At 72.3% G+C, this 20,751-nt stretch carries 17 protein-coding genes and 2 pseudogenes; 2 read left to right on the forward strand and 17 right to left on the reverse strand.

Going from position 1 to position 20,751, the window contains the following annotated elements:
• Positions 1-211 precede the first annotated feature (211 nt).
• From STRAU_RS24190 to STRAU_RS24200, 3 genes are read right to left on the reverse strand one after another with little or no spacing between them, the layout of a single operon-like run.
• On the reverse strand, positions 212-769 hold the full coding sequence (locus STRAU_RS24190) for a SigE family RNA polymerase sigma factor (RefSeq protein ID WP_016643011.1): 558 nt from the start codon (positions 767-769) through the stop codon (positions 212-214).
• Entirely contained in the window at positions 744-3,065 is a 2,322-nt protein-coding gene (gene yicI, locus STRAU_RS24195; protein WP_016643012.1) for an alpha-xylosidase, read from the reverse strand. The genes STRAU_RS24190 and yicI overlap by 26 nt, the downstream gene beginning before the upstream one ends.
• The gene (locus STRAU_RS24200) at positions 3,062-5,968 is read right to left on the reverse strand and encodes a glycoside hydrolase family 3 C-terminal domain-containing protein (RefSeq protein ID WP_016643013.1); all 2,907 of its coding nucleotides are present in this window, start codon (positions 5,966-5,968) and stop codon (positions 3,062-3,064) included. The genes yicI and STRAU_RS24200 overlap by 4 nt, the downstream gene beginning before the upstream one ends.
• A gap of 260 nt (positions 5,969-6,228) precedes the next feature.
• Here STRAU_RS24200 and STRAU_RS39145 point away from each other — a divergent pair, with 260 nt between their 5' ends.
• Positions 6,229-6,519, forward strand: coding sequence for a hypothetical protein (locus STRAU_RS39145; protein WP_016643015.1), 291 nt, complete (start codon positions 6,229-6,231; stop codon positions 6,517-6,519).
• On the opposite strand, the gene STRAU_RS42450 is transcribed toward STRAU_RS39145, so the two are convergent.
• The gene (locus STRAU_RS42450; RefSeq protein WP_158692117.1) at positions 6,512-6,733 is read right to left on the reverse strand and encodes a hypothetical protein; all 222 of its coding nucleotides are present in this window, start codon (positions 6,731-6,733) and stop codon (positions 6,512-6,514) included. The genes STRAU_RS39145 and STRAU_RS42450 overlap by 8 nt on opposite strands.
• 86 nt (positions 6,734-6,819) lie before the next feature.
• Positions 6,820-7,254: a hypothetical protein gene (locus tag STRAU_RS39150; RefSeq protein WP_158692118.1), complete on the reverse strand. Its 435-nt coding sequence runs from the start codon at positions 7,252-7,254 to the stop codon at positions 6,820-6,822.
• Between STRAU_RS39150 and STRAU_RS41640 the strand changes: the two are divergent.
• Positions 7,226-7,384 (forward strand): annotated as a pseudogene (locus tag STRAU_RS41640) (carbohydrate ABC transporter permease); the annotation flags it as partial. The gene STRAU_RS39150 and the pseudogene STRAU_RS41640 sit on opposite strands and share 29 nt — an antisense overlap.
• Positions 7,385-7,417: 33 nt before the next feature.
• Here the strand turns inward: STRAU_RS41640 and STRAU_RS24210 are convergent.
• The 12 genes and pseudogenes from STRAU_RS24210 to STRAU_RS24260 all read right to left on the reverse strand — a co-directional run bounded on the left by STRAU_RS24210 (position 7,418) and on the right by STRAU_RS24260 (position 20,606).
• Entirely contained in the window at positions 7,418-8,425 is a 1,008-nt protein-coding gene (locus tag STRAU_RS24210; protein WP_016643018.1) for a LacI family DNA-binding transcriptional regulator, read from the reverse strand.
• A gap of 198 nt (positions 8,426-8,623) precedes the next feature.
• Complete coding sequence (locus STRAU_RS24215; protein ID WP_016643019.1) at positions 8,624-9,988, reverse strand: glycoside hydrolase family 6 protein; 1,365 nt, start codon at positions 9,986-9,988, stop codon at positions 8,624-8,626.
• A gap of 35 nt (positions 9,989-10,023) precedes the next feature.
• Positions 10,024-10,137 (reverse strand): annotated as a pseudogene (locus tag STRAU_RS43845) (glycoside hydrolase family 5 protein); the annotation flags it as partial.
• A gap of 167 nt (positions 10,138-10,304) precedes the next feature.
• Positions 10,305-11,648, reverse strand: a complete 1,344-nt coding sequence (locus STRAU_RS24220; RefSeq protein ID WP_016643020.1) for an ABC transporter substrate-binding protein — start codon at positions 11,646-11,648, stop codon at positions 10,305-10,307.
• 49 nt (positions 11,649-11,697) lie between these two features.
• The gene (locus STRAU_RS24225; RefSeq protein WP_397892593.1) at positions 11,698-13,257 is read right to left on the reverse strand and encodes a glycoside hydrolase family 43 protein; all 1,560 of its coding nucleotides are present in this window, start codon (positions 13,255-13,257) and stop codon (positions 11,698-11,700) included.
• Positions 13,258-13,340: 83 nt separating this feature from the next.
• Positions 13,341-14,195 (reverse strand): DUF6807 domain-containing protein, encoded by an 855-nt coding sequence (locus tag STRAU_RS24230; protein WP_016643022.1) that lies wholly within the window; start codon positions 14,193-14,195, stop codon positions 13,341-13,343.
• Between the two features lie 7 nt (positions 14,196-14,202).
• Positions 14,203-15,423, reverse strand: a complete 1,221-nt coding sequence (locus STRAU_RS24235; protein WP_016643024.1) for a Gfo/Idh/MocA family protein — start codon at positions 15,421-15,423, stop codon at positions 14,203-14,205.
• Positions 15,420-16,229, reverse strand: coding sequence for a carbohydrate ABC transporter permease (locus STRAU_RS24240; protein ID WP_016643023.1), 810 nt, complete (start codon positions 16,227-16,229; stop codon positions 15,420-15,422). Before STRAU_RS24240 ends, STRAU_RS24235 begins: the two co-directional genes overlap by 4 nt.
• Positions 16,230-16,249: 20 nt before the next feature.
• Positions 16,250-17,128: a carbohydrate ABC transporter permease gene (locus tag STRAU_RS24245; RefSeq protein ID WP_016643025.1), complete on the reverse strand. Its 879-nt coding sequence runs from the start codon at positions 17,126-17,128 to the stop codon at positions 16,250-16,252.
• A 144-nt stretch (positions 17,129-17,272) separates the two neighbouring features.
• Positions 17,273-19,003 carry an L-arabinonate dehydratase gene (gene araD / locus STRAU_RS24250; RefSeq protein WP_016643026.1) on the reverse strand — a complete coding sequence of 577 codons (1,731 nt, stop codon included), beginning with the start codon at positions 19,001-19,003 and terminating at the stop codon, positions 17,273-17,275.
• Positions 19,000-19,923 (reverse strand): dihydrodipicolinate synthase family protein, encoded by a 924-nt coding sequence (locus STRAU_RS24255; RefSeq protein WP_016643027.1) that lies wholly within the window; start codon positions 19,921-19,923, stop codon positions 19,000-19,002. Before STRAU_RS24255 ends, araD begins: the two co-directional genes overlap by 4 nt.
• Positions 19,920-20,606, reverse strand: coding sequence for a GntR family transcriptional regulator (locus STRAU_RS24260; protein ID WP_016643028.1), 687 nt, complete (start codon positions 20,604-20,606; stop codon positions 19,920-19,922). Before STRAU_RS24260 ends, STRAU_RS24255 begins: the two co-directional genes overlap by 4 nt.
• Positions 20,607-20,751 lie beyond the last annotated feature (145 nt).

The raw sequence follows: 20,751 nt of genomic DNA on the forward strand, positions 1-20,751 counted from the left end.
CGCGGGCCCCGTCCCGGGCGCCCGCCAGGCCGCGTTCGACGCGGGCCAGCATGCGTTCCCGGTCGGGCCGGTGCGCGTGCGCCGCGCTGCGCAGCCGCCTGCGCAGGGCCGCGTCCCCCGCCTCGCGGTCCGCGCTCTCGTCGTCCGTCACGTCGTCGTCCGTCATCCGGCCCCCACAGGCGTCAGCCGCTTCATCGAGTCCCCGTCTCCGTCACGCGGTCCCCCCAGGGGCCTGAACGGCGGCATGCATCCGTGCCGGGGTGGCGTGCGGGCCGAGGCGGCGCTGCAGCTCGGCCATGCCCTTCGAGGTCTGGCTCTTCACCGTACCCACGGATATCCCGAGGGCGTTCGCCGTGTCCTTCTCGGACAGGTCGAAGGCGTGCCGGAGCACCACACAGGCGCGCTTGCGGAACGGCAGCCCGCGCAGCGCCTCCTGGACGTCGATGACGGCGGGTACGTCCGGGTCCAGTGTCTCGTCGCCGCGATTGGACCAGAACAGCGTGATGCGGCGGCGTTCGCGCACCGTGCTGCGGATGTGGCTGCGCGCCATGTTGGCGACGACTCCGCGCGCGTACGCGGCGGGGTGTTCGGCGGCGCGCACCCGGTCCCAGCGGTGCCAGAGCGCGAGCAGCGCGTCGGCCGCCAGGTCGTCGGCGCCGTCGTACTCACCGGTCAGCAGGTGGGCGAGGCGGGACAGCTCGGCGTAGTGCCGTTCGAAGAAGGCGTGGAACTCGGTGGCCGCGTCACCGGCGGCCGTCTGCGGGGGCACCGCCACCCACCTCCTTCACTGTCCTGTGCCGGACCACCCCCGGCAGCAGCACCTCACCTGGCCCGTCCGCCCGCGCGCCGCCGTCGACCGTCGTCACGTGGAAGGGCCGTTCGCTGCCGTCGACCACCACCCGCACCCCGTCGCCCTCGCGGGCCGCGCGGAAGGCGGCCGCGGCCCGCCCGTCGGGCCCGGGCACCGTGGTCTCGGCGCCGTCCGTGTCCGCGGTGACCAGGAGCGTCAGGCCGTCGAGCCAGTCGCCGTCGGGCCGCTGCTCGTCGGCGCCCAGGGGCAGCAGCGCGCCGGGGCGTACGTACAGCGGCAGGCTGTCGAAGCCGTGCCGTTCCCGCCGCCAGCCGGGCCCGGTGACCCGCTCGCCGGTCAGCAGGTGCGTCCAGGTGCCTTCGGGGAGATAGAACTCGACGTCCCCGTCCTCGGTGAACACGGGCGCGACGAGCAGGTCGGGGCCGAGCAGGTACTGACGGTCGAGCGTCCGGCAGGCCGGGTCGTCCGGGAACTCCAGGAGCATCGGGCGCATCACGGGCACGCCCGTGCGGTGGGCCTCGACGGCCGCGCCGTACAGATACGGCATCAGGCGGTGCTTGAGCCGGGTGAACTTGGCGGCCACGGCGACCGCTTCGGCGCCGAACGCCCACGGCACGCGGTACGACGCGTTGCCGTGCAGCCGGCTGTGCGAGGACAGCAGGCCGAAGGCGAGCCAGCGTTTGAAGACCGCCGGGTCGGGGGTGCCCTCGAAGCCGCCGATGTCGTGGCTCCAGAACCCGAAGCCGCTCAGCGACAACGACAGGCCGCCGCGCAGCGACTCGGCCATGGCCTCCAGGGACGCGAAGCAGTCGCCGCCCCAGTGCACCGGGAAGCGCTGCCCGCCCGCGGTGGCGGACCGGGCGAAGACCGCGGCTTGGCCGCTGCCGCGCTCCTGCTCCAGGACGTCGAAGACGGTCTGGTTGTACAGCTGTGTGTAGTAGTTGTGCATGCGCTCCGGGTCCGAGCCGTCGTGCCAGACCACGTCGGTGGGCACGCGCTCGCCGAAGTCGGTCTTGAAGCAGTCGACGCCCTGGTCGAGCAGTGCGCGCAGCTTGTCGGCGTACCAGGCGCGGGCATCGGGGTGGGTGAAGTCCACCAGGGCCATGCCGGGCTGCCACAGGTCCCACTGCCAGATGTCGCCGTTCGGGCGCGTGACGAGGTGGCCCTTGGCCGCGGCCTCGGCGAACGCCGGGGACTGCTGCGCGATGTACGGGTTGATCCAGACGCTGACCTTGAGGCCGCGCCCGGCGAGCCTGCGCAGCATGCCCTCCGGGTCGGGGAAGACGTCCGGGTCCCAGAGGAAGTCCGTCCACTGGTACTCGCGCATCCAGAAGCAGTCGAAGTGGAAGATGCTGAGCGGGATGTCGTGCTCGGCCATGCCGTCCACGAAGGCGGTGACGGACTGCTCGTCGTAGCGGGTGCAGAACGACGTGGTCAGCCACAGGCCGAACGACCAGGCAGGCGGCAGGGCGGGTCTGCCGGTCAGCGCGGTGTAGCGGCGCAGCACGTCCTTCGGCGTCGGCCCGGCGATGACGTAGTACTCCAGGGACTGGTCCTCGACGCTGAACTGGACCTGTCCGACGGACTCCGAGCCGATCTCGTAACTGACCTTCCCGGGGTGGTTGACGAAGACGCCGTAGCCGCGCGAGGAGAGGTGGAAGGGGATGTTCTTGTACGCCTGCTCGCTGCTGGTGCCGCCGTCGGCCTGCCAGATGTCGACGCTCTGCCCGTTCCGCACGTACGGGGTGAAGCGCTCGCCGAGGCCGTAGACGTACTCTCCTACGCCGAGGGCGAGTTGGCCGATCATGTGGTGGGTGCCGTCGGGCAGGGCGGCGAATCCGGTGCCGCGGCGGCCGGCGGAGGTCAGCTCCCGCCCGTCGCCGTCGAGGAACTCCAGGCACCACGGCTCGGCGGCGTCCAGGCGCAGGGTGAGCGGCCCGCTGCTCAGCTCGGTGACGGTGCCCTCCTGGCGGACCTTCGCCGCGACGGACTCGGTGCCGAGCAGTTCGAAGGCGGGGCCGCGCTCGCGGCGGCCCGCGTGGTGGGTGGCGCGCACCCCGATGACGCCCTCGGCCGGGGAGAAGCAGTCGACGGTGACGAGCGGGGTGTTGAGGGTGTCGCCCCGGTCGCGCACGCGCTGGACGGCCGCGTGCGCCGTGAAGTGGTCGTCGCCCGCGCGCAGGTCGCGCACCTCGGTCGCGTAGGCGGCGCGCACGCCGTCGCGCATGAGCCAGAAGCCGTCCGTGAACTTCATCGCGTGGGGGTCCTCTGGGTCGGGATGGCCGGGGAGCCGGCGCCGTGGAAGGTGAGCCGGGCGAGGCGGACGGGCCCCCGCAGCCGCACGCTCAGGTCGCGCACGCCGCTGACGGGGAACGCGGTGCTGCGCGTGGTGTACGCGTACGCGCCGCCGCCGGGCGCGAAGGTGAGGGTCGCGGTGGCGTGGCCCGCGCTGAGGTGGACGCTGCCGCCGAGGGCGGCCTCGACGGTCACCCCCGCGGTCGCGGCCTCCGCCCCGGCGCCGGCCACGTCGACGCCGGGGCCGAAGTCGCAGTCGCGGAAGAGCAGTTCGCCCTCGGTGCCGCGGGCGGCCGCGACCGCTTCCCCACGCGTCTTCGTCCGGTCGACGATCTCGGTGCCGCGCTGCTCGTCGTACGCGTGCGCCGCGAGGCCCGTGCCCTGAACGGGCCTCGCGGCGGCCGGCGCGCCGTCGATCCCGACGGCGTAGGTGAGGCGGATGTCCTCGCTGGAGGCACCCGCCTGGAGCTGGTACGTGCCCCGCGGCACGGTCCAGCGCTCGCGGGCCACGTCCCACATGCCCAACTCGGCCACCGGAACGCCGATTTCGACCCGCTGGGAGTCCCCGGCGGCCAGGTGCAGGCGCCGGTGGCCCACGAGCTGTCGGCGCGGCCGGGCCACCGGTGAGACGTCGACGGCGCGCACGTACAGCTGCGCCACCTCGTCGGCGGCGACGGAACCGGTGTTGGTGACGGTGAACGCCACCCTCAGCAGTTCCCCGTCGCGCACGGCGGTCAGCTCGTCGTAGCCGAACGTGGTGTAGCCCAGGCCGTGCCCGAACGGGTAGAGCGGGCTGCCGTCGAAGTACAGGTAGGTCTGCCGGGAGCCGATGACGTCGTAGTCGAGCAGGTCCGGCAGGTCCTCGTCATCGGCGTACCAGGTCTGCGGAAGGCGCCCGGCCGGGGAGACGTCGCCGGCCAGGACGCGGGCGAGCGCGGTGCCCGCCGCCTGGCCGCCGTGCGCGCTCCACAGCAGGGCGGGCAGGTCGGCGTCCGCGTCGCCGACGGCGTACGGATACGACGACACCAGGGCGAGGGCGGTGCGCGGGTTTGCGGCGCGGGCGGCGCGCCACAGCCGTCGCTGGTGCTCGGGCAGGGCGAGCGTGGTGCGGTCCTCGGTCTCGCGGCCGTTGATGTGCGGGTCGTTCCCGGCGACGACGAGCACCGCCTCGGCGGCGGCCGCCACGCGCGCCACGGCCTCCTCGCCGCGCTCGACGTACTCGATCTCGAAGAGTTCGCCCTTGTCGGCAACCTTCACGCCGTCGGCGGCGACAGAGACGTACCCACCCGTCGCCCTGTGCTGAAGGAGGCACCCGTCCTCGTGTCCGACCGGCGTGAAGGTCTCCTGGACCACCCAGCCGCCCGGCTCCCTCGCCGACGCGCGCACGAACCGGTCGTCGGCGACCGAGAGATGGCGGCCATCGGGCGCCCGCAGCGTGCACACCCCCTGGCCCCAGTCGGCCAGGGCGAACTCGGTGGCGTCCGCGGCGTCGGCGGCGACGGTCAGCGGCGGCAGGTCGGTGCGGCCCGTGAGCAGCGCCGGGTCGAGGGCTCCCGCGGCGGCGCCCGGCGCGTCGTCGGCGGCGCACTCGGGCACCCGGAGCCAGCCGGCCGCGCACTTCAGGCGGACGCGGTCGGTGCCTTCGGCGAAGGTGATGTGCTCGGCGCCGAAGCGGGCGCGCAGGCCGTCGAGGGGGGTGTCGCGACGCAGCAGCGCCCCGCTGTACCAGTCGGTCTTGCAGGCGTCGGCGAGCAGTCCGACCACGGCGATCCGGGTGCCGTCGGCGAGCGGCAGCAGGTCGTCGTTCTTGAGCAGCACGACGGCCTGCTCGGCGGCTTCCTGGGCGAGCGCCCGGTGCGCGGGCGTGTCGAAGCCGCGCGCGGAGGCGTCGTCGTACGGGCCGGGCCCGGGGTCGAACTCGCCGAGCCGGAAGCGGACGGACAGGTGGCGGCGCGCCGCGCGGTCGATGTCGGCCTCGCTCACCAGGTCCTGGACCAGGGCGCGGCGCAGGAAGCCGATGGTGGGGGCGGCGTCCGTGCCGTGGTCGGTGAAGCTGTCCACGCCCGCGACGAGCGCGGCGGCGACGGCCTCTTCGTGCGTGTCGAAGTACCCCTGGGAGGCGACGAGGTTGCTGGGCGCGCCCGCGTCGGAGCAGACGAGGAGGTCGTCGTCGGTCCAGGTGCGCAGGTGCTCGGCCAGGTGGGGCGACACGTGGTTCGGGCGGCCGTTGACCAGGTTGTAGGCGGGCATCACGCCGGCGACGGCGCCCGCCTCGACGGCGGCACGGAAGGCGCGCAGGTCGTACTCGTGCAGGACGCGGGGGCGGATCGACGCGGACGAGGTGTCCCTGGCGGTCTCGTTGTTGTGGGCGAGCCAGTGCTTGAGGACGGGGGCGGTGCGCCAGTGCGCCGGGTGGTCACCGCGCAGGCCGCGGGTGTAGGCGGCGGCGAGCGCGGCGGTGAGCCGCGGGTCCTCCGCGTAGCCCTCTTCGTTGCGGCCCCACAGCGGGTGGCGCAGCGGATTCACCGTCGGCGCCCAGACGTTGAGGCCGACGCGGTCGTCGCGGGAGCGCATGGCGCGCGCCTCGGTGCCGACCGCCTCGCCGACCCGCCGGACCAGGTTGTCGTTCCAGGTGGCACCGAGACCGACCGCCTGCGGGAAGACGGTGGCGGGGCCCATCCAGGCGACGCCGTGCAGGGCTTCCTGTCCGGTGCGGAAGGGGGCGATGCCGAGCCGGGGGATGCCGGGCGCGTACTGGTGCAGCAGGGAGATCCGCTCGGTGAGCGTCAGCCGGGACAGCAGGTCGTCCACCCGCTTGCCCAGGGGCAGTTCGGGGTCACGGAACGGCTGACACTCGGTCACGTGGGTTTCCCTTCCCGTATTCGAAGCGCTTCGATGCTCACCGCACGACGGTCCCCCTGTCAAGCGGCAGAAGCGCGATCGCTCCTACACCCAAAGACTCTCGGCCAGTCACCGAACTCACCCCGCACCCAGAGGATTTCGGGCCCGAGCCTTGTTGTGCCCGGCCCCTTCGCCCTAATCTCGCACCGGCATCGAAGCGCTTCGAAAGCTGATCCGCGGTGTCCGCCGTGTGTCCGGGCGCCCCACGAAGGGTTGACGCAATGACACCGAACTCCCCCTCCTCCCCCGGGTCGCTGAGCCGGAGAAGCCTGCTGTCGTCCACCGCCGCGGCCGCGCTCGCGGTCGCCGGCGGGGCGCCGCTGCTCGCGGCCTGCGGCGGTGGCGGAGCGAGGAACGAGGGGACCACCACGGGCAAGAAGCTCAAGGACCTGCTGCCCGCGTACGTGGCGTCGGACCTCGCCGACCCGGACATCCCGTCCAGGAACGGTTCGGCGGCGGGCTTCACGAAGGCGGTTCCCGCCGCCGAGCTGAAGGTGGCCGTGCCTACTTGAGCGGCGACAAGGTCAAGAAGTACCCGAACCTCGCCGCGATCCCCACCGGCGCCTGGCAGCGCTCGGTCTTCGGCGGCAGACTGCGCGGCCTGCCGATGCCCGCGCCCACCACACCGAACATCGCGATGCTCCACCGCGCCGACCTCTTCGCCGAGCAGAACGTCGAACCGCCGGGTACCGCGCGGGAGTTCTTCGACCTGTGCAAGGAACTCAACGCCCCAAGAGCGGGGGGTGGGCCTGCGGCGACATGTCGTGGGCGGCGTTCCGCGTCTTCGGGGTGCTGCCCGAGGACAGGCCGACCTACTGGAAGCTCGTCGACGGCAAGCTCGTCAACCGCTGCGAGACCGACGAGTACCTGGAAGCCCTGAGACCGGCAACCTCGGCGACCTCTGCGCCTCCGGCAAGATCCTCATCTACAACGGCGACCTGTCCGACTGGTACGGCAAGAGCGTCGTCAGCGAGAAGGCCGACGAGAGGACCGTGCGCGACATCCTCGCGCTGGCCGACTTCTGCGCGGCGCCGTACGGCACGAAGGAGCAGCGGCTCCGCCAGTACGGGGTCGAGGGCGTCCACCACACATACAAGGACGGCGTCCTCGCCAAGAACGGCAAGGGCAACAACGAGGTCTTCTCCACGTACGAGTACATCGCCTCGGCGGCCCCCTCCATCGCCCAGCCCGACCACCCGGACGTCGTCAAGGGCATAGCCGACGGGCCTGTCCCAGGCCATCAACACCGGTCAACTGTCGCCGCTCGCCATCCAGATGGCCGTGATGGTCCTCGCGCTGCTCCCGGTCGCCGTCCTCGCCCCCTTCGTGCAGCGGCACTTCAGACAGGGCATGCTCACCGGAGCCGTCAAGGGGTGAGCCCGTCCCGGCTGCGGGAGTTTTCGGCATCCGTCAGTCCGGGGCGGGCCCCGAGCTGGCCCGCACGGTCAGCTTCGGGGTGAGCAGCTCGACCTCGTCCGCGCCGCGCCCCTCCAGTTTGGCGACGATCCGCGACACGGCCCTGCGGCCCATCTCATCGGCGGGCAGGGACACGGAGGTGAGCCGCACGGACGCCTGGAGCGCCACCTGGTCCGAGCAGACGGCGACCACCGACACGTCCTCGGGCACCGCCCGTCCCCGCAGCCGGAGCAGGCCGAGCAGCGGCTCCACGGCGGACTCGTTCTGCACGACGAACCCCGTGGTCCCGGGCCGCTCGTCGAAGATCCGCGCGAGCGTGGTCGCCGTCGGACCGTAGCCCACCTCGCACGGGCGGTGCAGCAGTCGCACGTCCAGTTCCCGGGCCTTGGCGCGCAGCCCCTCCAGGGTGCGCTCGGCGAAGCCGGTGTGCCGTTCGTAGACGGCGGGCGCCTCGCCTATGACGGCGATGTCGCGGTGGCCGAGGCCGGCCAGGTGCTCGACGCACAGCGCGCCGGTCGCCACGAAGTCGAGGTCCACGCAGGTGAGTCCGGCCGTGTCGGCGGGGAGGCCGATGAGCACGGCGGGCTGGGGGGCCTCGCGCAGCAGCGGGAGGCGGTCGTCGTCCAGCTCGACGTCCATCAGGATCATGGCGTCGGCGAGCCCGCTGCCGGTGACGCGGCGCACGGCCGCCGGGCCCTCCTCGCGGGTCAGGAGCAGGACGTCGTATCCGTGGCCGCGGGCCGTGGTGGCGACCGCGACGGCTATCTCCATCATCACGGGGACGTACATGTCGGTGCGCAGCGGCATCATCAGGGCGATGACGTTGGACTTGCTGCTGGCCAGGGCGCGGGCGCCCGCGTTCGGGTGGTAGCCGAGCTCCTGGATGCTGCGTTCGACGCGCTCGCGGGTGCCGGCGGATATGGAGCGCTTGCCGCTGAGGACGTAGCTCACCGTGCTGGCCGAGACTCCGGCGTGCCTGGCGACCTCGGCGAGGGTGACCATTCAGTTCTCCCGGACTCGGCGCTGCATCCTGCACAGGACCTTATGGGGGGTGTCTCGGGCCTGTCCAGGGAGGGCGTCGAAGCGCTTCGAAAGAGCCTTCGGGGGCACGCTCGGCCGCTACGGCCATGCGCCCCGCGGTCCGGGAAGGGCCCAGCTCCTTCCGGACCGCGGGGCGAGCGGTGAGGGTGGCGCCCAGCGCTACAGCTTCGGGTGGGCGTTCTTCAGGAGTTCCTGGAACTGGGCGGGGAACCAGTGACCGGACAGCGGGGCGTTCGGCAGCGCGCCGGACATGTTGTGGCCGTTGCGCGGGTTGCCCGTGTACGTCGGGTCGCACATGCGGTCGAAGCCCTTGCCCTCGTCGTTCGGGATCTCCTTGCTGGCGCCGTCGGACTCGCCCGGCGGCTTCATCCACACATAGGCGTCGACGCCGGGCTCGGGTGCGGCCTTCGGGCGTTCACCGAGGCCCGCGCCGGACTGGTTGCACCAGTTGCCGATGTGGATGCGGCGGTCGAACCGGCCGCCGTTCACATAGGCGTTCACGTCGGTCGTGGGGCCGGGGCCCGTCGGCCGCGCGGTGCCGCCCCAGCCATTGCGGGAGGTGTCGATGAGCATGCCGATGTCGGACTGGAAGCCGGTGGACACGAGCTGGTTGCGGAAAGCCTGCGCGAAGGAGAGCGAGTCGGTGTAGCGGTTCCAGTCGACCCACTTCGACTCGCGCACGGAGCGGCCGCCGACCGTGTCACCGATCTTGACGTGGTCCTCCTTCAGGGCGCTGTAGTTGGCGGTGTTGACGATGAAGCCGTGTACGTTGCCGACGGCGCTGCCCTCGGCGGTCGCGGCCTGGTGCATCATCTGCGCGGAGGCGGCGAAGTTGTCGTCCCAGCCGATCCAGCCGTGGTGGCCCGCGTCCACGTAGTTGTAGACGTTGGGCACGGCGCCCAGCTGCTTCAGGGCGTAGCCGACGCCCTTCACGTAGTTGCCGTTGGCCTTCATCACGTCGCACTCGGGGGTCGCCGTGGGACGGCCGCCGGTGTTGGTGACGAGGTTGGGCAGCGAGTCGATCTCGACGGTGGTGACGATGCGCAGGTTCGCGTACCTGGACTCGGCGAGGATCTTCGCGATCGGGTCGATGTAGGCGGTCTTGTACTTGTCGATCTCGGTCGGGCCGAGTTCACCGTTGGAGGCGAGGGCGGAGCAGTCACGGCCCGGCAGGTTGTAGATCACCAACTGGACGACGTTCGCGTTCTGCTGGAGGGCCGCGTCGAGGTGGGCGCGCAGGCCCATCTTGCCGCCGGCGCCCTCGATGGCGGCGATCCGGTCGAGCCAGACGCCGGTGGGCTGGTGGGACACGGCGGTGCCGCCCGGTTCGGCCGCGGCCTTCTTGGACCACTCGGGGTTCACATAGACCTTGGCGCCCGCGTAGGGGTTGTCGACGCGGGCGGCGGCCTGCACGCCGCTGTCGCCGCTGTCGCCCGCGAAGGCGACGGCGGTGCCGCCGGTGACGGCGAGGACGGTGGACAGGGCGAGCAGGAGGGTGCGTGATCTGCGGTGTGTGCGGCTCATGCGTCAGGGACCTCTCGGGTGTGGAGGGATCGCTCTCAGATGTGGACGGATCGCAGATGGTCGCGCAGGCCGACGCCGAACGCGGTGGGTGTGCCGTCGTAGTCGCTGATCAGGGCCGGTCCCGAGGAGCAGTTCCAGGTGTTCCGGGTCGGGCTTGTGGGGTTCAGTCGCCACCGCGAGCGGAAAGGGTTGCCGCGTCACCCGGAGATTTCTCCGTCGGTCCCAAGGTGTACGGCCGGGTGTACGTGCCGACGAACGGCCGCGGCATCGTCCACGGCGACACCGCCGTCCGACTCGCCCCGTGAGGGACCGGAGGTCAGCCCTTCTGCTCCCGCCATTCGGCCTGCGCCTCGTTGAGCTCTTCCGCGAGGTCGTCGAGGAAAGCCCTCGCGGACGTCTTGCCGAGCAGGACCTTCTGGAACTCCGGCTCGTTGTCGGCCTTGCTGATGGTGTTCCAGTCGGGCAGGTGGTACGGCAGCTGCACGATCTTCAGGGAGCCGTCGTTGAGGGCCTTCGCAGCGAGCCTGGTGGGCTCGGCCCTGTTCACCCAGGGGTCCCGCGCCGCGTCGGTGTTGGCGGGGATGGCGCCCGCCGACTCGTTCCACTTGCTGTTGGCCTTGTGGGAGGCCGCGAACTCCATGAACTTCCAGGCCGCTTTCTTGTTCTTGCCGGCCTTGAACAGGCCGAGGCCGTCCACGGGGTTGGAGACCTGGACGCGGACGCCCTCCTTGACCACCGGGCTGGGGATGCCGCGGAACTTGTCCTCACCGAGCGCCTTCACATGGTCCGCGTACGAGCCGAGGTTGTGGCTGAGCATGCCGATCCGGCCGTTGTCCCACTGGGCGTTCATCTTGGTGAAGTCGTTGTTGAGGTCGGCGGCGGGTGTCGCCTTCTTGTAGAGGGCCGCGTACTTCTCCAGCGCCTTCACGTTCTCCGGCTTGTTCACGGTGGTCTTGTCGCCGTCCCAGAACGAGCCGATCCCGGACTGGCCGTACATCGCGTCGAGGGCCTGGGCGATGGAGCCCTCGCCGCCGCGGATGGTGTAGCCGAACCTGTTGTTCCCCTCGTCGGTGAGCCTCTCGGCGGCCTCGTAGAACTTGGGCCAGGTGGTGGGCGCGTCCAGGCCCGCCTCCCGGAACAGGTCGGTGCGGTAGTACAGGACGCCGTTGCTCGCGGAAGTCGGCACCGTGAACAGCTGCTTGCCGCCGCCTGCCGCCCGGACGCTCTCCACCATGTTCTTGTTCAGCTTGTCGTTCAGGGGGCCGCGCGTGACGCGGTCGTCCAGCGGTTCCAGAGCGTCCTGGGCGGCGATCCCGGCGAGCATCGCGGCGCCGACACCGCCGACGTCCGGCAGGCCGCCGCCCTGGATGGCGGTGTCGTACTTCGACTGGACGCTCTCGGCGGGGACTCCGACGTACTTGACCTCGATGCCGGGGTTGGCCTTCTCGAAATCCTTGATGATCTCCTGCCATATGTCGTGGCGCACGGCCGTGTTGTTGTCCCAGAAGGTGATCTCGCCCTTGCCGGAGCCCTCGCTGCCGCGGTCTCCCCCGGCGCCGCTGCCGTCGTCACCACACGCGGTGGCCGTCAGGGCGAGCGTGGTGACGACGGCGAGCGCGGCCGCTGTCCGGCCTCTGCCGATGCGGGTTCTGATGGTCATGGTCGGTTCTCCTCTTCCGTACGGAATGGGCGTGCGGGCATGGCGTCGTTCAGGTGACGCGGAAGTGGGCGAACGTGGCTGTGCCGGGTGTCGCTTGAGCTGCTGACGCGGCCGCGAACAGGCCCAGGACCGCCCCGCACCAGCCCCACGGAGTGGCGGCGAAGACCTGCCCGGACGGCTGGAACCCGTCGCCGGTGTCCGCCGAGAAGCGGCAGCGCGCGCCGTCCGTGACCTCGACGCGCAGGCGTGCCGTGCCGCCGGGTGCCGGGCGCGGGTGCGCGGCGTCCCGCTCCCGCTCGGCGCCCCGCTCGGCGAACCGGTGCACGAGCCGCAGCACGCCGTCGGCACCCCGCTCCAGGCCGATCCAGGAGTACGCGTCGCCGAGCACCACGAGTCCGGCGCGGGCGCCCACGTCGGTGTCGGTGTCGGTGTCGTCCAGGCGAAGCCGCACCTCTACGGCGCACGGCCGCAGCGGCAGGCGCTGGGTGAGGACCTGCGGCAGCCGGCGCACGTCGTCCGCGGCCGTCGAGGGCACGCACGCGAGGCGCAGGCCGTCGCCGGCGTGCGGGATCACCCACTCCGGGCGGGAGTTGGCGGCCCACTGCCACTGGAGTCCGTGCCGCCCGCCGGGGAAGTCGTCGTCGGTGGCGGGGCCGGACGGGGGCCGCCGGGGCAGCGCGGGCTTCTCGTGTACGAGGACGGGGGCGCCGTCGTCGCCGAGCACCGGCCATCCGTCGGCGTCCCAGCGCATCGGCTGGAGGTGCACGACGCGGCCGTAGGCCCCGCGGTCCTGGAAGTGCAGGAACCAGTCATCGCCGGACGGGGTACGCACCCAGCCGCCCTGGTGCGGCCCGTTGACCTCGGTGCGGCCCTGCTGGAGCACGACGCGTTCCTCGTAGGGGCCGTGGAAGTCGCGCGCCCGGAAGGCGCCCTGCCAGCCCGTCGGTACGCTCCCCGCGGGGGCGAGGATCCAGAACCAGCCGTCGTGCCGGTACAGCTTGGGGCCTTCGAGGGTGAACCAGCCGGGCACGCGGTCGCCGTCGATCAGCAGCCGTCCCTCGTCGAGGAGTTCGCGGCCGTCGCGGCTCATCCGGTGCCCGGTCAGCCGGTTCTTCACCCCGGAGCGGGACCTGGCCCAGGCGTGCACGAGGTAGGTCTCGCCGCTCTCGTCGTCCCACAGGGGGCACGGGTCGATGAGTCCCCTGCCGGGCTTGACGAGATGCGGGCGGCTCCACGGCCCCTCGATGTTCGGGGAGTTGACCTGGTGGATGCCGTGGTCGGGGTCGCCCCAGAAGATCCAGAACCGCCCGTCGTGGTGGCGCAGGGAAGGCGCCCACACCCCGCCGTCCGGGCGGGGCACCGCGAAGGCGTCGGCGGGTTCCAGGCGGTCCAGGGCGTGCCCGACGAGGGTCCAGTCGACCAGGTCCCTGGAGTGCAGGAGCGGCAGGCCGGGAGCGCGTCCGAAGCTGGAGGCGGTGAGGTAGTAGTCGGCACCGACGCGCACGACGTCCGGGTCGGACCAGTCGGCGGGCAGGACGGGGTTGCGGTAGATGCCGTCGCCGAGGTCACCCGTCGGCAGACCGGCGCGGGCCCCGGCCGCCGCTGTCACTCCGGCCGCTCCGGCCACCACTCCCCCTCCGGCCGCTCCGGCTCCCCCGGCCACCCCGCCCGCCCCGGCCGTCCCGCGCGCCCTCACGCCGTCACCGCCTTCCGCGCCAGCGCCGCCACCTCGTCCCGGCCCGGGCGGCCGTCGGCGACGACGGTGACCACGCGGCGTACGACGGTCTCGCCCTGCGCGACGGGCAGACGGTCCGTCGAAGCGAGCGAGGAGCCGACACCCGGATAGTCGGCGGCCCGCACGAACCACGGATCACGCCGGGTGCGCGCGGTGGCGCCGGCGAACACCAGCGTCCAGCCGTCGCCTGCGAGCGCCAGCCAGTCGGCGCACGCGGCGTGCGCGCGGACCTCGCCGTCGGCGGCGGCGGTGAACACCTCGGGCGGCTTCGCCTCCTTGGGGGCACGCCAGAAGAAGCCTCCGTAGGCGGCGCCGCGGCGGCCGTTGGTGGCGGGGCTGCCGATGCTCAGGTCGGCGCCGGTGGCGTTGGTGAGGGCGAAGGTGAAGTCGAGGGCCCAGGCGGACGCGGTGAGCGCGACGGCCGCCACGGTGCGGCGCTCGCGCAGCAGCACCTCACCCCCGGCCGCCCACACCAGTTCCTCCACGAAGCCGTCCGGGTCGTGCAGCTTGAACCCCTGGTGGCGCTGCGTGCCGTGGTTCTCCAGGTCGACCGGGCCCTGGTCGCGCACGAAGGTGCGCCCGCCCCAGAAGTTGCTCCCCGCCACGTCGGGCACGGCCACACTCGCGCCCAGGTGGTGGGGGTGGTCGTCGGGGCTCAGATCGGTGACGGTTCTGCCCGAGAGGGTGCTGACGGGATGGAGGTAGGGGCGCGGCGCGTGACGGCGGTCCACTTCCGGGCGGACGACGTAGCGGACGACGGGGCGTCCCGAGCAGCGCAGGACGAGGGAACGCGGGATGAGGGAATGGTTCATGACGTACTCACCTCTTCGTGGACGTCTTCGGCGGGGTCTGGGCCCAGCGGGCGCCCAGTTCGGAGTAGAGACAGAGGGTGTCGGCGGCGGTCGCGACCAGGCCGTCGACGCCGTGCACGACGCGTCGCCCGGCGCCGTCGCCGGGTGCGCGGGTCCACGCATCCGGGGGCAGCGCGACCGGGTCGGGGGCGGTGCGGACCGCCTCGACGACACGCGTGAAGGCGCCCGTGGCCGCGAGCGGGACGAAGAGCCCGGTGCCCCGCGTGAGGTGCTCGACGAGGTTCTCCAGGAGGTCCGTCCTGGCGAACAGCAGCTCCTCGTCGTCGGCGGAGGGAGCCGTGCGGGACTCCGTGCGGTGGCGCCGGAGGCGAACCCGAACGCGGTCCTGCCTGTACCAGAACGTGAGGGTGCCCTCGCTGCCGTGCACCACGACGTACGGCTCCTCGGGCGTGTCCGCGCACAGGGTCGCGGCGACGGTGATCCGGCGGCCCGGCGCCGTGGTGATCCGTACGCACGAGGTGTCGTCGGACTCGATGGCGTGGGCCCGGAACAGCTCCGTCTCCACCGCGCGCACGTCGTCGGCGCCCGTCGCGCCGTCGAGGGCGAGCGCGGTGGCGACGGCGTGCGCGAGCGGGTTGGTGAGCACCCCGTCGACGACGTCGAGGCCGTCTAGGCGGCGCCGTCCCGCCCAGCGGGCGCGGCGGAAGTACGCCTCGTCGCGCGCCCAGGCGCCGGCCGCGCCCACGCCGCGCACCTCGCCGATCGCGCCGTCCGCGATCCGGCGGCGGATCGCGGGGACCGCGTGCGAGCCGAGCGACTGAAAGCCGACCTGCACCGCCGTCCCGGCCGCCTCGGCCGCGTCGGCGATCCGCCGGAACTCGGCCGAGGAGGGGGCGGGCGGCTTCTCCAGGAGCAGGTGGACCCCGCGCTCGGCGGCGGCGAGGGCCAGCGGCGCATGGGTCGGGATGGGGGTGCAGACGACGGCGACGGCGGCGCCCGTCGCGTCGAGCAGGCGCGCGAAGTCCGGTGACTGCAGGGGCGCGCCGTGCCCGGCGAGCTCCTCGCCGGTGAGCGGCACGGGGTCACAGATCCCCACCAGCCGTACGCGACCGGCGAGTTGGAGCCGCCGGATGTTCTCCAGGTGCCAACGCCCGTGGCCGCGCGCGCCCGCGAGGACGACGGGCAGCGGCGACGCGGAGGGCAGGACGGGCGGCACGGCGGCGCTCATCCCTTCACCGCCCCCGCGCTGAACCCGGTGACCAGCCACTTCTGGATGAAGGCGAAGACGATGACGACGGGCACGGCGGCCACGACACCGCCCGCGGCGAGCGCGCCCAGGTCGACGCTGTCGGCGCCCATCAGCGTGGCGAGGCCGACAGGGATCGTCTGCTTGCCCTGGTCGCTGAGGAACATCAGCGCGAACAGGAAGTGGTTCCAGCTGTGCACGAAGGCGAAGGAGCCCACCGCGATCAGGCCGGGGCGCAGCATCGGCAGGACCACGGCGCAGAAGGCGCGGAACCGCCCGCAGCCGTCGACCCAGGCGGCCTCTTCCAGGGCGTACGGCACGTTCCTGATGAAGCCGCTGAGCAGGATCATCGACAGCGGGAGCTGGAAAACGGTCTCGGCGATGACGACGCTGCCGAGCGAATTGATCAGCTGTAGTTCGGCGAAGATCTCGAAGAGCGGCACCAGCATCAGCGCGCCCGGGATGAACTGCGAGCACAGCAGCGCCAGCATGAAGCCGCGCTTGATCCGGAAGTCGAACCGGGCGAGGGCGTAGCCGCCCGCGAGGGCGACGAGCGTCGTCATCACCATGGAGGCCAGGCCGACGAGCAGGCTGTTCTGGAAGAACGTCGCGAAGCTCCGTTCGGTCCACACCTTGTCGAAGTGCTCGAAGGTGACCGGCCACGGCACCAGCGAGGTGGAGCCGGAGGGGCGCAGCGCGAACAGCAGGATCCAGTAGAAGGGGATGAGGGTGAAGAGCAGATAGAGCCCGAGCGGGGCGTAGATCTGCCAGCGGGGAACGCCCCTCATCTGTCGGCCCTTTCGGCGGGTCACTTGACGTCACCGCCGAACTTGCTCAGGCGCAGATAGACGATCGAGCAGAACAGCAGGATCACGAAGGCGATGGCGGTCAGCGCGGAGGCGTAGCCGAAGTCGTGGGAGTCGACGGCGATGGACGCGATGCGCAGCGGCAGCGTCGTCGTCTCGCCCGCGGGGCCGCCGCCGGTGAGGGTGTAGAGCAGGTCGACGTTGTTGAACTCCCAGACCGCGCGCAGCAGCGTGGAGAGGATGATCGCGTCCTTCAGGTGCGGCAGCGTGATGTGGAAGAACTGCCGCAGCCGGCCCGCGCCGTCCATCTCGGCCGCCTCGTACAGGTCCTTCGACACGGACTGCAGGTCGGCGAGGATGAGGATCGCGAAGAACGGCACGCCGCGCCAGAGTTCGGCGACGACGACGGCCGGGAAGACGGTGCCGGTGTCCGACAGCCACGACGTGCCGTACGAGCCGATGCCCGCGTCGGCGAGATACCGGGTGACGCCCGTCTGGGAGTTGAAGATCAGCAGCCAGATCGTCGAGGTGAGGACGCCGGAGACGGCCCACGGCGAGAACACCAGGGACCGGGCGAGCGCGCGCCCGACGAAGGTCTGGTTGACGAGCAGCGCGAGCCCGAGGCCGAGCAGGAGTTGCAGCACGACCTCGACGGCCACCCACTGGAGGCTGAAGCCGAGCGTGCCCCAGAAGTCCGGGTCGTCGGTGAACGCGGTGACGAAGTTGTCCAGGCCGGCGAAGCCGTCGCGCCAGGGCTTGGTGGGGTTGTAGTGCCGCAGGCTGTAGTAGAAGACGCTCGCCACGGGATACGCGATGAAGCCGAGCATCAGTAACGCGGCCGGGGCGATCAGCAGGTACGGCAGGCGGCGCGGGGTCGCCATGACACTTCTCCGTTCTGGGGTGCGGAGGTGCGGGTGTGCGGGGGCGTGCCGGTGTGCGGGAGCGTGCCGGTGTGCGGAGATGCGGGTGAAGCGCTTCGCAGACGTCGTTCGAGATGTCGGACAAAGAGAGACCAGGAGCCGGGTTCAGCCCGCGTACGGGTCGGGGACCGCTCCCGGACGGGCCAGGAAGTCGAAGTCGCAGCCGGTGTCGGCCTGCGTGATGTGCTCGGCGTACAGGGCGCCGTAGCCGCGTTCGTAGCGGACGGGAGGCGGCGTCCACCGCGCCCGGCGGCGCGCCAACTCCTCCTCCGGCACGTCGAGTCGGAGGCTGCGCGCGGCCACGTCCAGGGTGATGGTGTCGCCGGTGCGGACCAGCGCGAGGGGGCCGCCGACATGGGATTCGGGCGCGATGTGCAGCACGCACATGCCGTACGAGGTGCCGCTCATCCGGGCGTCGGAGATCCGCACCATGTCGCGCACGCCCTGCTTCAGCAGCTGCCGGGGAATGGGCAGCATGCCGTACTCGGGCATGCCGGGGCCGCCCCGGGGCCCGCTGCCCCGCAGGACGAGGACGTGGTCGGCGGTGATGCCGAGGGACGGGTCGTCGATGGTGGCCTGCATCGTGCGGTAGTCGTCGAAGACGACGGCCGGTCCTGTGTGCTTGAGCAGGCGCGGGTCGGCGGCGATGTGCTTGACGACCGCGCCGTCGGGGCACAGGTTGCCGCGCAGGACGGCGACTCCGCCCTCGTCCGCGACGGGGTTCTCGCGGATGCGGATGACGTCGTCGTCGTGGACCCGGGCGGGGGCGAGCTGTTCGCGCAGGGTGGCGTGCGCGACCGTGGGGCGGTCCAGGTGCAGCAGGTCGGGGATGCGAGACAGGAAACCGGGCAGGCCGCCCGCGAAGTGGAAGTCCTCCATGAGGTACGTGGAGCCGCCCGGCCGCACATTGGCGAGCACCGGCACCCGCCGTGCGGCGCGGTCGAAGTCGTCGAGGGTGAGGCGGACCCCGGCCCGGGCGGCCATCGCGATGAGGTGGATGACTGCGTTCGTGGAGCCGCCGAGACCGAGGACCGTCGTCACCGCGTCCTGGAACGCCTCCGGAGTGAGGAGCCGGGACAACGTGCGTCCCTGGCGGACGAGTTCGACGATCCGCAGGCCCGACGCGGCGGCCATGCGGTCGTGCGCGGAGTCCACGGCCGGGATCGACGAGGCGCCGGGCAGCGTCACACCGAGGGCCTCGGCGGCGGCGGTGAGCGTGGACGCGGTGCCCATGGTCATGCAGTGGCCGGGCGAGCGGGCGAGGCCGCTCTCCAGCTCGGCGATCTCGCAGTCGCCGATCAGGCCGGCCCGCCGCTCGTCCCAGTACTTCCACATGTCCGTGCCCGAGCCGAGCACCTGGCCGCGCCAGTGGCCCGGCAGCATCGGCCCGGCGGGCACGAAGACGGTGGGCAGGTCGACGGACGCGGCGCCCATCAACAGCGCGGGCGTCGACTTGTCGCAGCCGCCGAGCAGCACCGCGCCGTCGACGGGATAGGAGCGCAGGAGTTCCTCGGTCTCCATGGACAGCAGGTTGCGGTAGAGCATGGGGGTGGGCTTCTGGAAGGTCTCGCTGAGCGTCGAGACGGGGAATTCCAGGGGGAAGCCGCCCGCCTGCCACACCCCCCGCTTGACCGCCTGGGCGCGCTCGCGCAGATGGACGTGGCAGGGGTTGATGTCCGACCAGGTGTTGAGGATCGCCACGACCGGCTTGCCCAGGTGCTCCTCGGGCAGATAGCCGAGCTGGCGGGTGCGGGCCCGGTGCGAGAACGACCGCAGGCCGTCCGTGCCGTACCACTGGTGGCTGCGCAACTCACGTGTGCCATCGGGCCCGTTCACGCCGCCCACCCCGCGACTATCCTCGCGACCTCGGTCCGCGTGTGCGGCGGCAGCGGGCTGCTCGGCGGGCGCACGTCGCGCCGGCACAGGTCGAGGGACGCCAACGCCTCCTTGACCACCGTGACGTTGTCCGCCGAACGGTCGGCGGCACGCAGCTCCTCGAAGCGGCGGATCCGTTCCCACACCCGCATCGCCGCCGGGTAGTCCCCGTCGCGCAGCGCCCGGAGCATGCCCAGGGAAAGCCGCGGCGCGACGTTCACCAGGCCGGAGGTGAAGCCGGTCGCCCCGGCCGAGAAATACGCCGGAGCGTACGGCTCGGCCAGGCCCGCCACCCACACGAAGCGCTCCAGGCCCGCGTCCCGCGCGAAGCCCGCGAACCGGGCCGCGTCCGGCACGGCGTACTTCACCCCGATGACGTTCGGGCAGAGGTCGGCCAGCTCGGCGAGGCGTTCCCCGGGAAGCCGGGCGTCGCGGAGATAGGGCACCACGCCGAGCTCGGGCACGGCCTCTGCGATCGCCCGGTGGTAGTCCACCCAGCCGGTCCGCGAGACGTAGGGGTGCGCGGGCTGATGCACCATCACCATGCCCGCCCCGCAGGCGCGGGCGTGCCGGGCGTCGGCCACGGCCGTCGCCACGTCGTGCCCGACGCCCACGAGGACCACGGCCCGCTCGCCCGCCTCCTCCCCTGCCACCTCAGCGGTCGCCTCGGTGACGGCACGTCGCTCCTGGGGCGTCAGGGCGTAGAACTCGCCGGTGTTGCCGTTCGGCGTCAGCGTGCGCACCCCCGCCGCGACCAGGCGGCGCAGCAGATCCCGGTGCGTCACGAGGTCGATCGAGCCGTCCTGGGCGAACGGCGTCACCGGGATGGCGACGACGTCGGCGAGCGCGGCCCGCAGCCCTTCGTGTGCCGCGTGCGTCATTCCGCGTCAGCCCCTTCCTGAGGCCCCGGCTCCACGTCCGCGCCGGGGAAGGCGCGCCGCACGAAGGACCCGATGTGGCGGCGCAGCGCGCCGGCCGCGGCGTCGGCGTCGCCGCCGAGGGCGAGCCGCAGGATGTCGCGGTGCTCGGCCGCCTCCCGTTCCCAGGAGGGGTCGGCCGCCCAGGCGACGGCGGAGACGAGCGCGGCCTGGTCGCGGACCTCGTCCAGCATCCGCGCGAGCAGCGGGTTGCCGCAGTCGACGTACAGGGCGCGGTGGAACTCCCGGTTGGCGAGGGACCGTTCGGCGGCGTCGGCGGCCGCCTCGGCACGCTCAAGGGCCTCCCCCGCCGCCGCCAGTGAGCTGCCGCGCCGCACCGATCGCCGCAGGGCCTCCGGCTCCAGGAGCAGCCGTACGTCGTACACCTCGCGCGCCATGGCGGCGTCGACCTCGCGGACCGTGCCGCCCTTGTACTGGCTCATGACGACGAGGCCGGTACCGGCGAGGGTCTTCAGGGCCTCGCGCACCGGCGTCTTCGACACCCCGAACCGGGCTGCCAGCTCGGCCTCCACCAGGGCCTGCCCGGGCCTCAACTGCCCGGTGAGAATGCTGCGTTTGATCGCTTCCTGCACGAACTGCGTACGGGAGGGGATCGGGACGGGGGCGGGGGCAGGGACGGATGTCATGGGCGCTTCGGATCTCCCCTGATCGCGTCTCATATATGACGCATGACGTATGACGCGTCGAAGCTAGAAGAGGCACCACGGATCGTCAACGCTTGTGACAGAAACGCTTGTACAGACAGGCGCGCCCCGCACGGTCAGCCGCGCG

The organism is Streptomyces aurantiacus JA 4570, from assembly GCF_000414115.1.
In the GTDB taxonomy this organism is placed as follows: domain Bacteria; phylum Actinomycetota; class Actinomycetes; order Streptomycetales; family Streptomycetaceae; genus Streptomyces; species Streptomyces aurantiacus_A.

What these genes read in the sequence shown, in the direction of transcription:
- STRAU_RS24260 (WP_016643028.1), bottom strand. Translation starts at nt 20,606, where the DNA reads ATGACATCCGTCCCTGCCCCCGCCCCCGTCCCGATCCCCTCCCGTACG.
- yicI (WP_016643012.1), bottom strand. Translation starts at nt 3,065, where the DNA reads ATGAAGTTCACGGACGGCTTCTGGCTCATGCGCGACGGCGTGCGCGCC.
- STRAU_RS24240 (WP_016643023.1), bottom strand. Translation starts at nt 16,229, where the DNA reads ATGAGGGGCGTTCCCCGCTGGCAGATCTACGCCCCGCTCGGGCTCTAT.
- STRAU_RS24230 (WP_016643022.1), bottom strand. Translation starts at nt 14,195, where the DNA reads ATGAACCATTCCCTCATCCCGCGTTCCCTCGTCCTGCGCTGCTCGGGA.
- STRAU_RS24215 (WP_016643019.1), bottom strand. Translation starts at nt 9,988, where the DNA reads ATGAGCCGCACACACCGCAGATCACGCACCCTCCTGCTCGCCCTGTCC.
- STRAU_RS24220 (WP_016643020.1), bottom strand. Translation starts at nt 11,648, where the DNA reads ATGACCATCAGAACCCGCATCGGCAGAGGCCGGACAGCGGCCGCGCTC.
- STRAU_RS24210 (WP_016643018.1), bottom strand. Translation starts at nt 8,425, where the DNA reads ATGGTCACCCTCGCCGAGGTCGCCAGGCACGCCGGAGTCTCGGCCAGC.
- STRAU_RS24245 (WP_016643025.1), bottom strand. Translation starts at nt 17,128, where the DNA reads ATGGCGACCCCGCGCCGCCTGCCGTACCTGCTGATCGCCCCGGCCGCG.
- STRAU_RS24255 (WP_016643027.1), bottom strand. Translation starts at nt 19,923, where the DNA reads ATGACGCACGCGGCACACGAAGGGCTGCGGGCCGCGCTCGCCGACGTC.
- STRAU_RS24235 (WP_016643024.1), bottom strand. Translation starts at nt 15,423, where the DNA reads ATGAGCGCCGCCGTGCCGCCCGTCCTGCCCTCCGCGTCGCCGCTGCCC.
- STRAU_RS39145 (WP_016643015.1), top strand. Translation starts at nt 6,229, where the DNA reads ATGACACCGAACTCCCCCTCCTCCCCCGGGTCGCTGAGCCGGAGAAGC.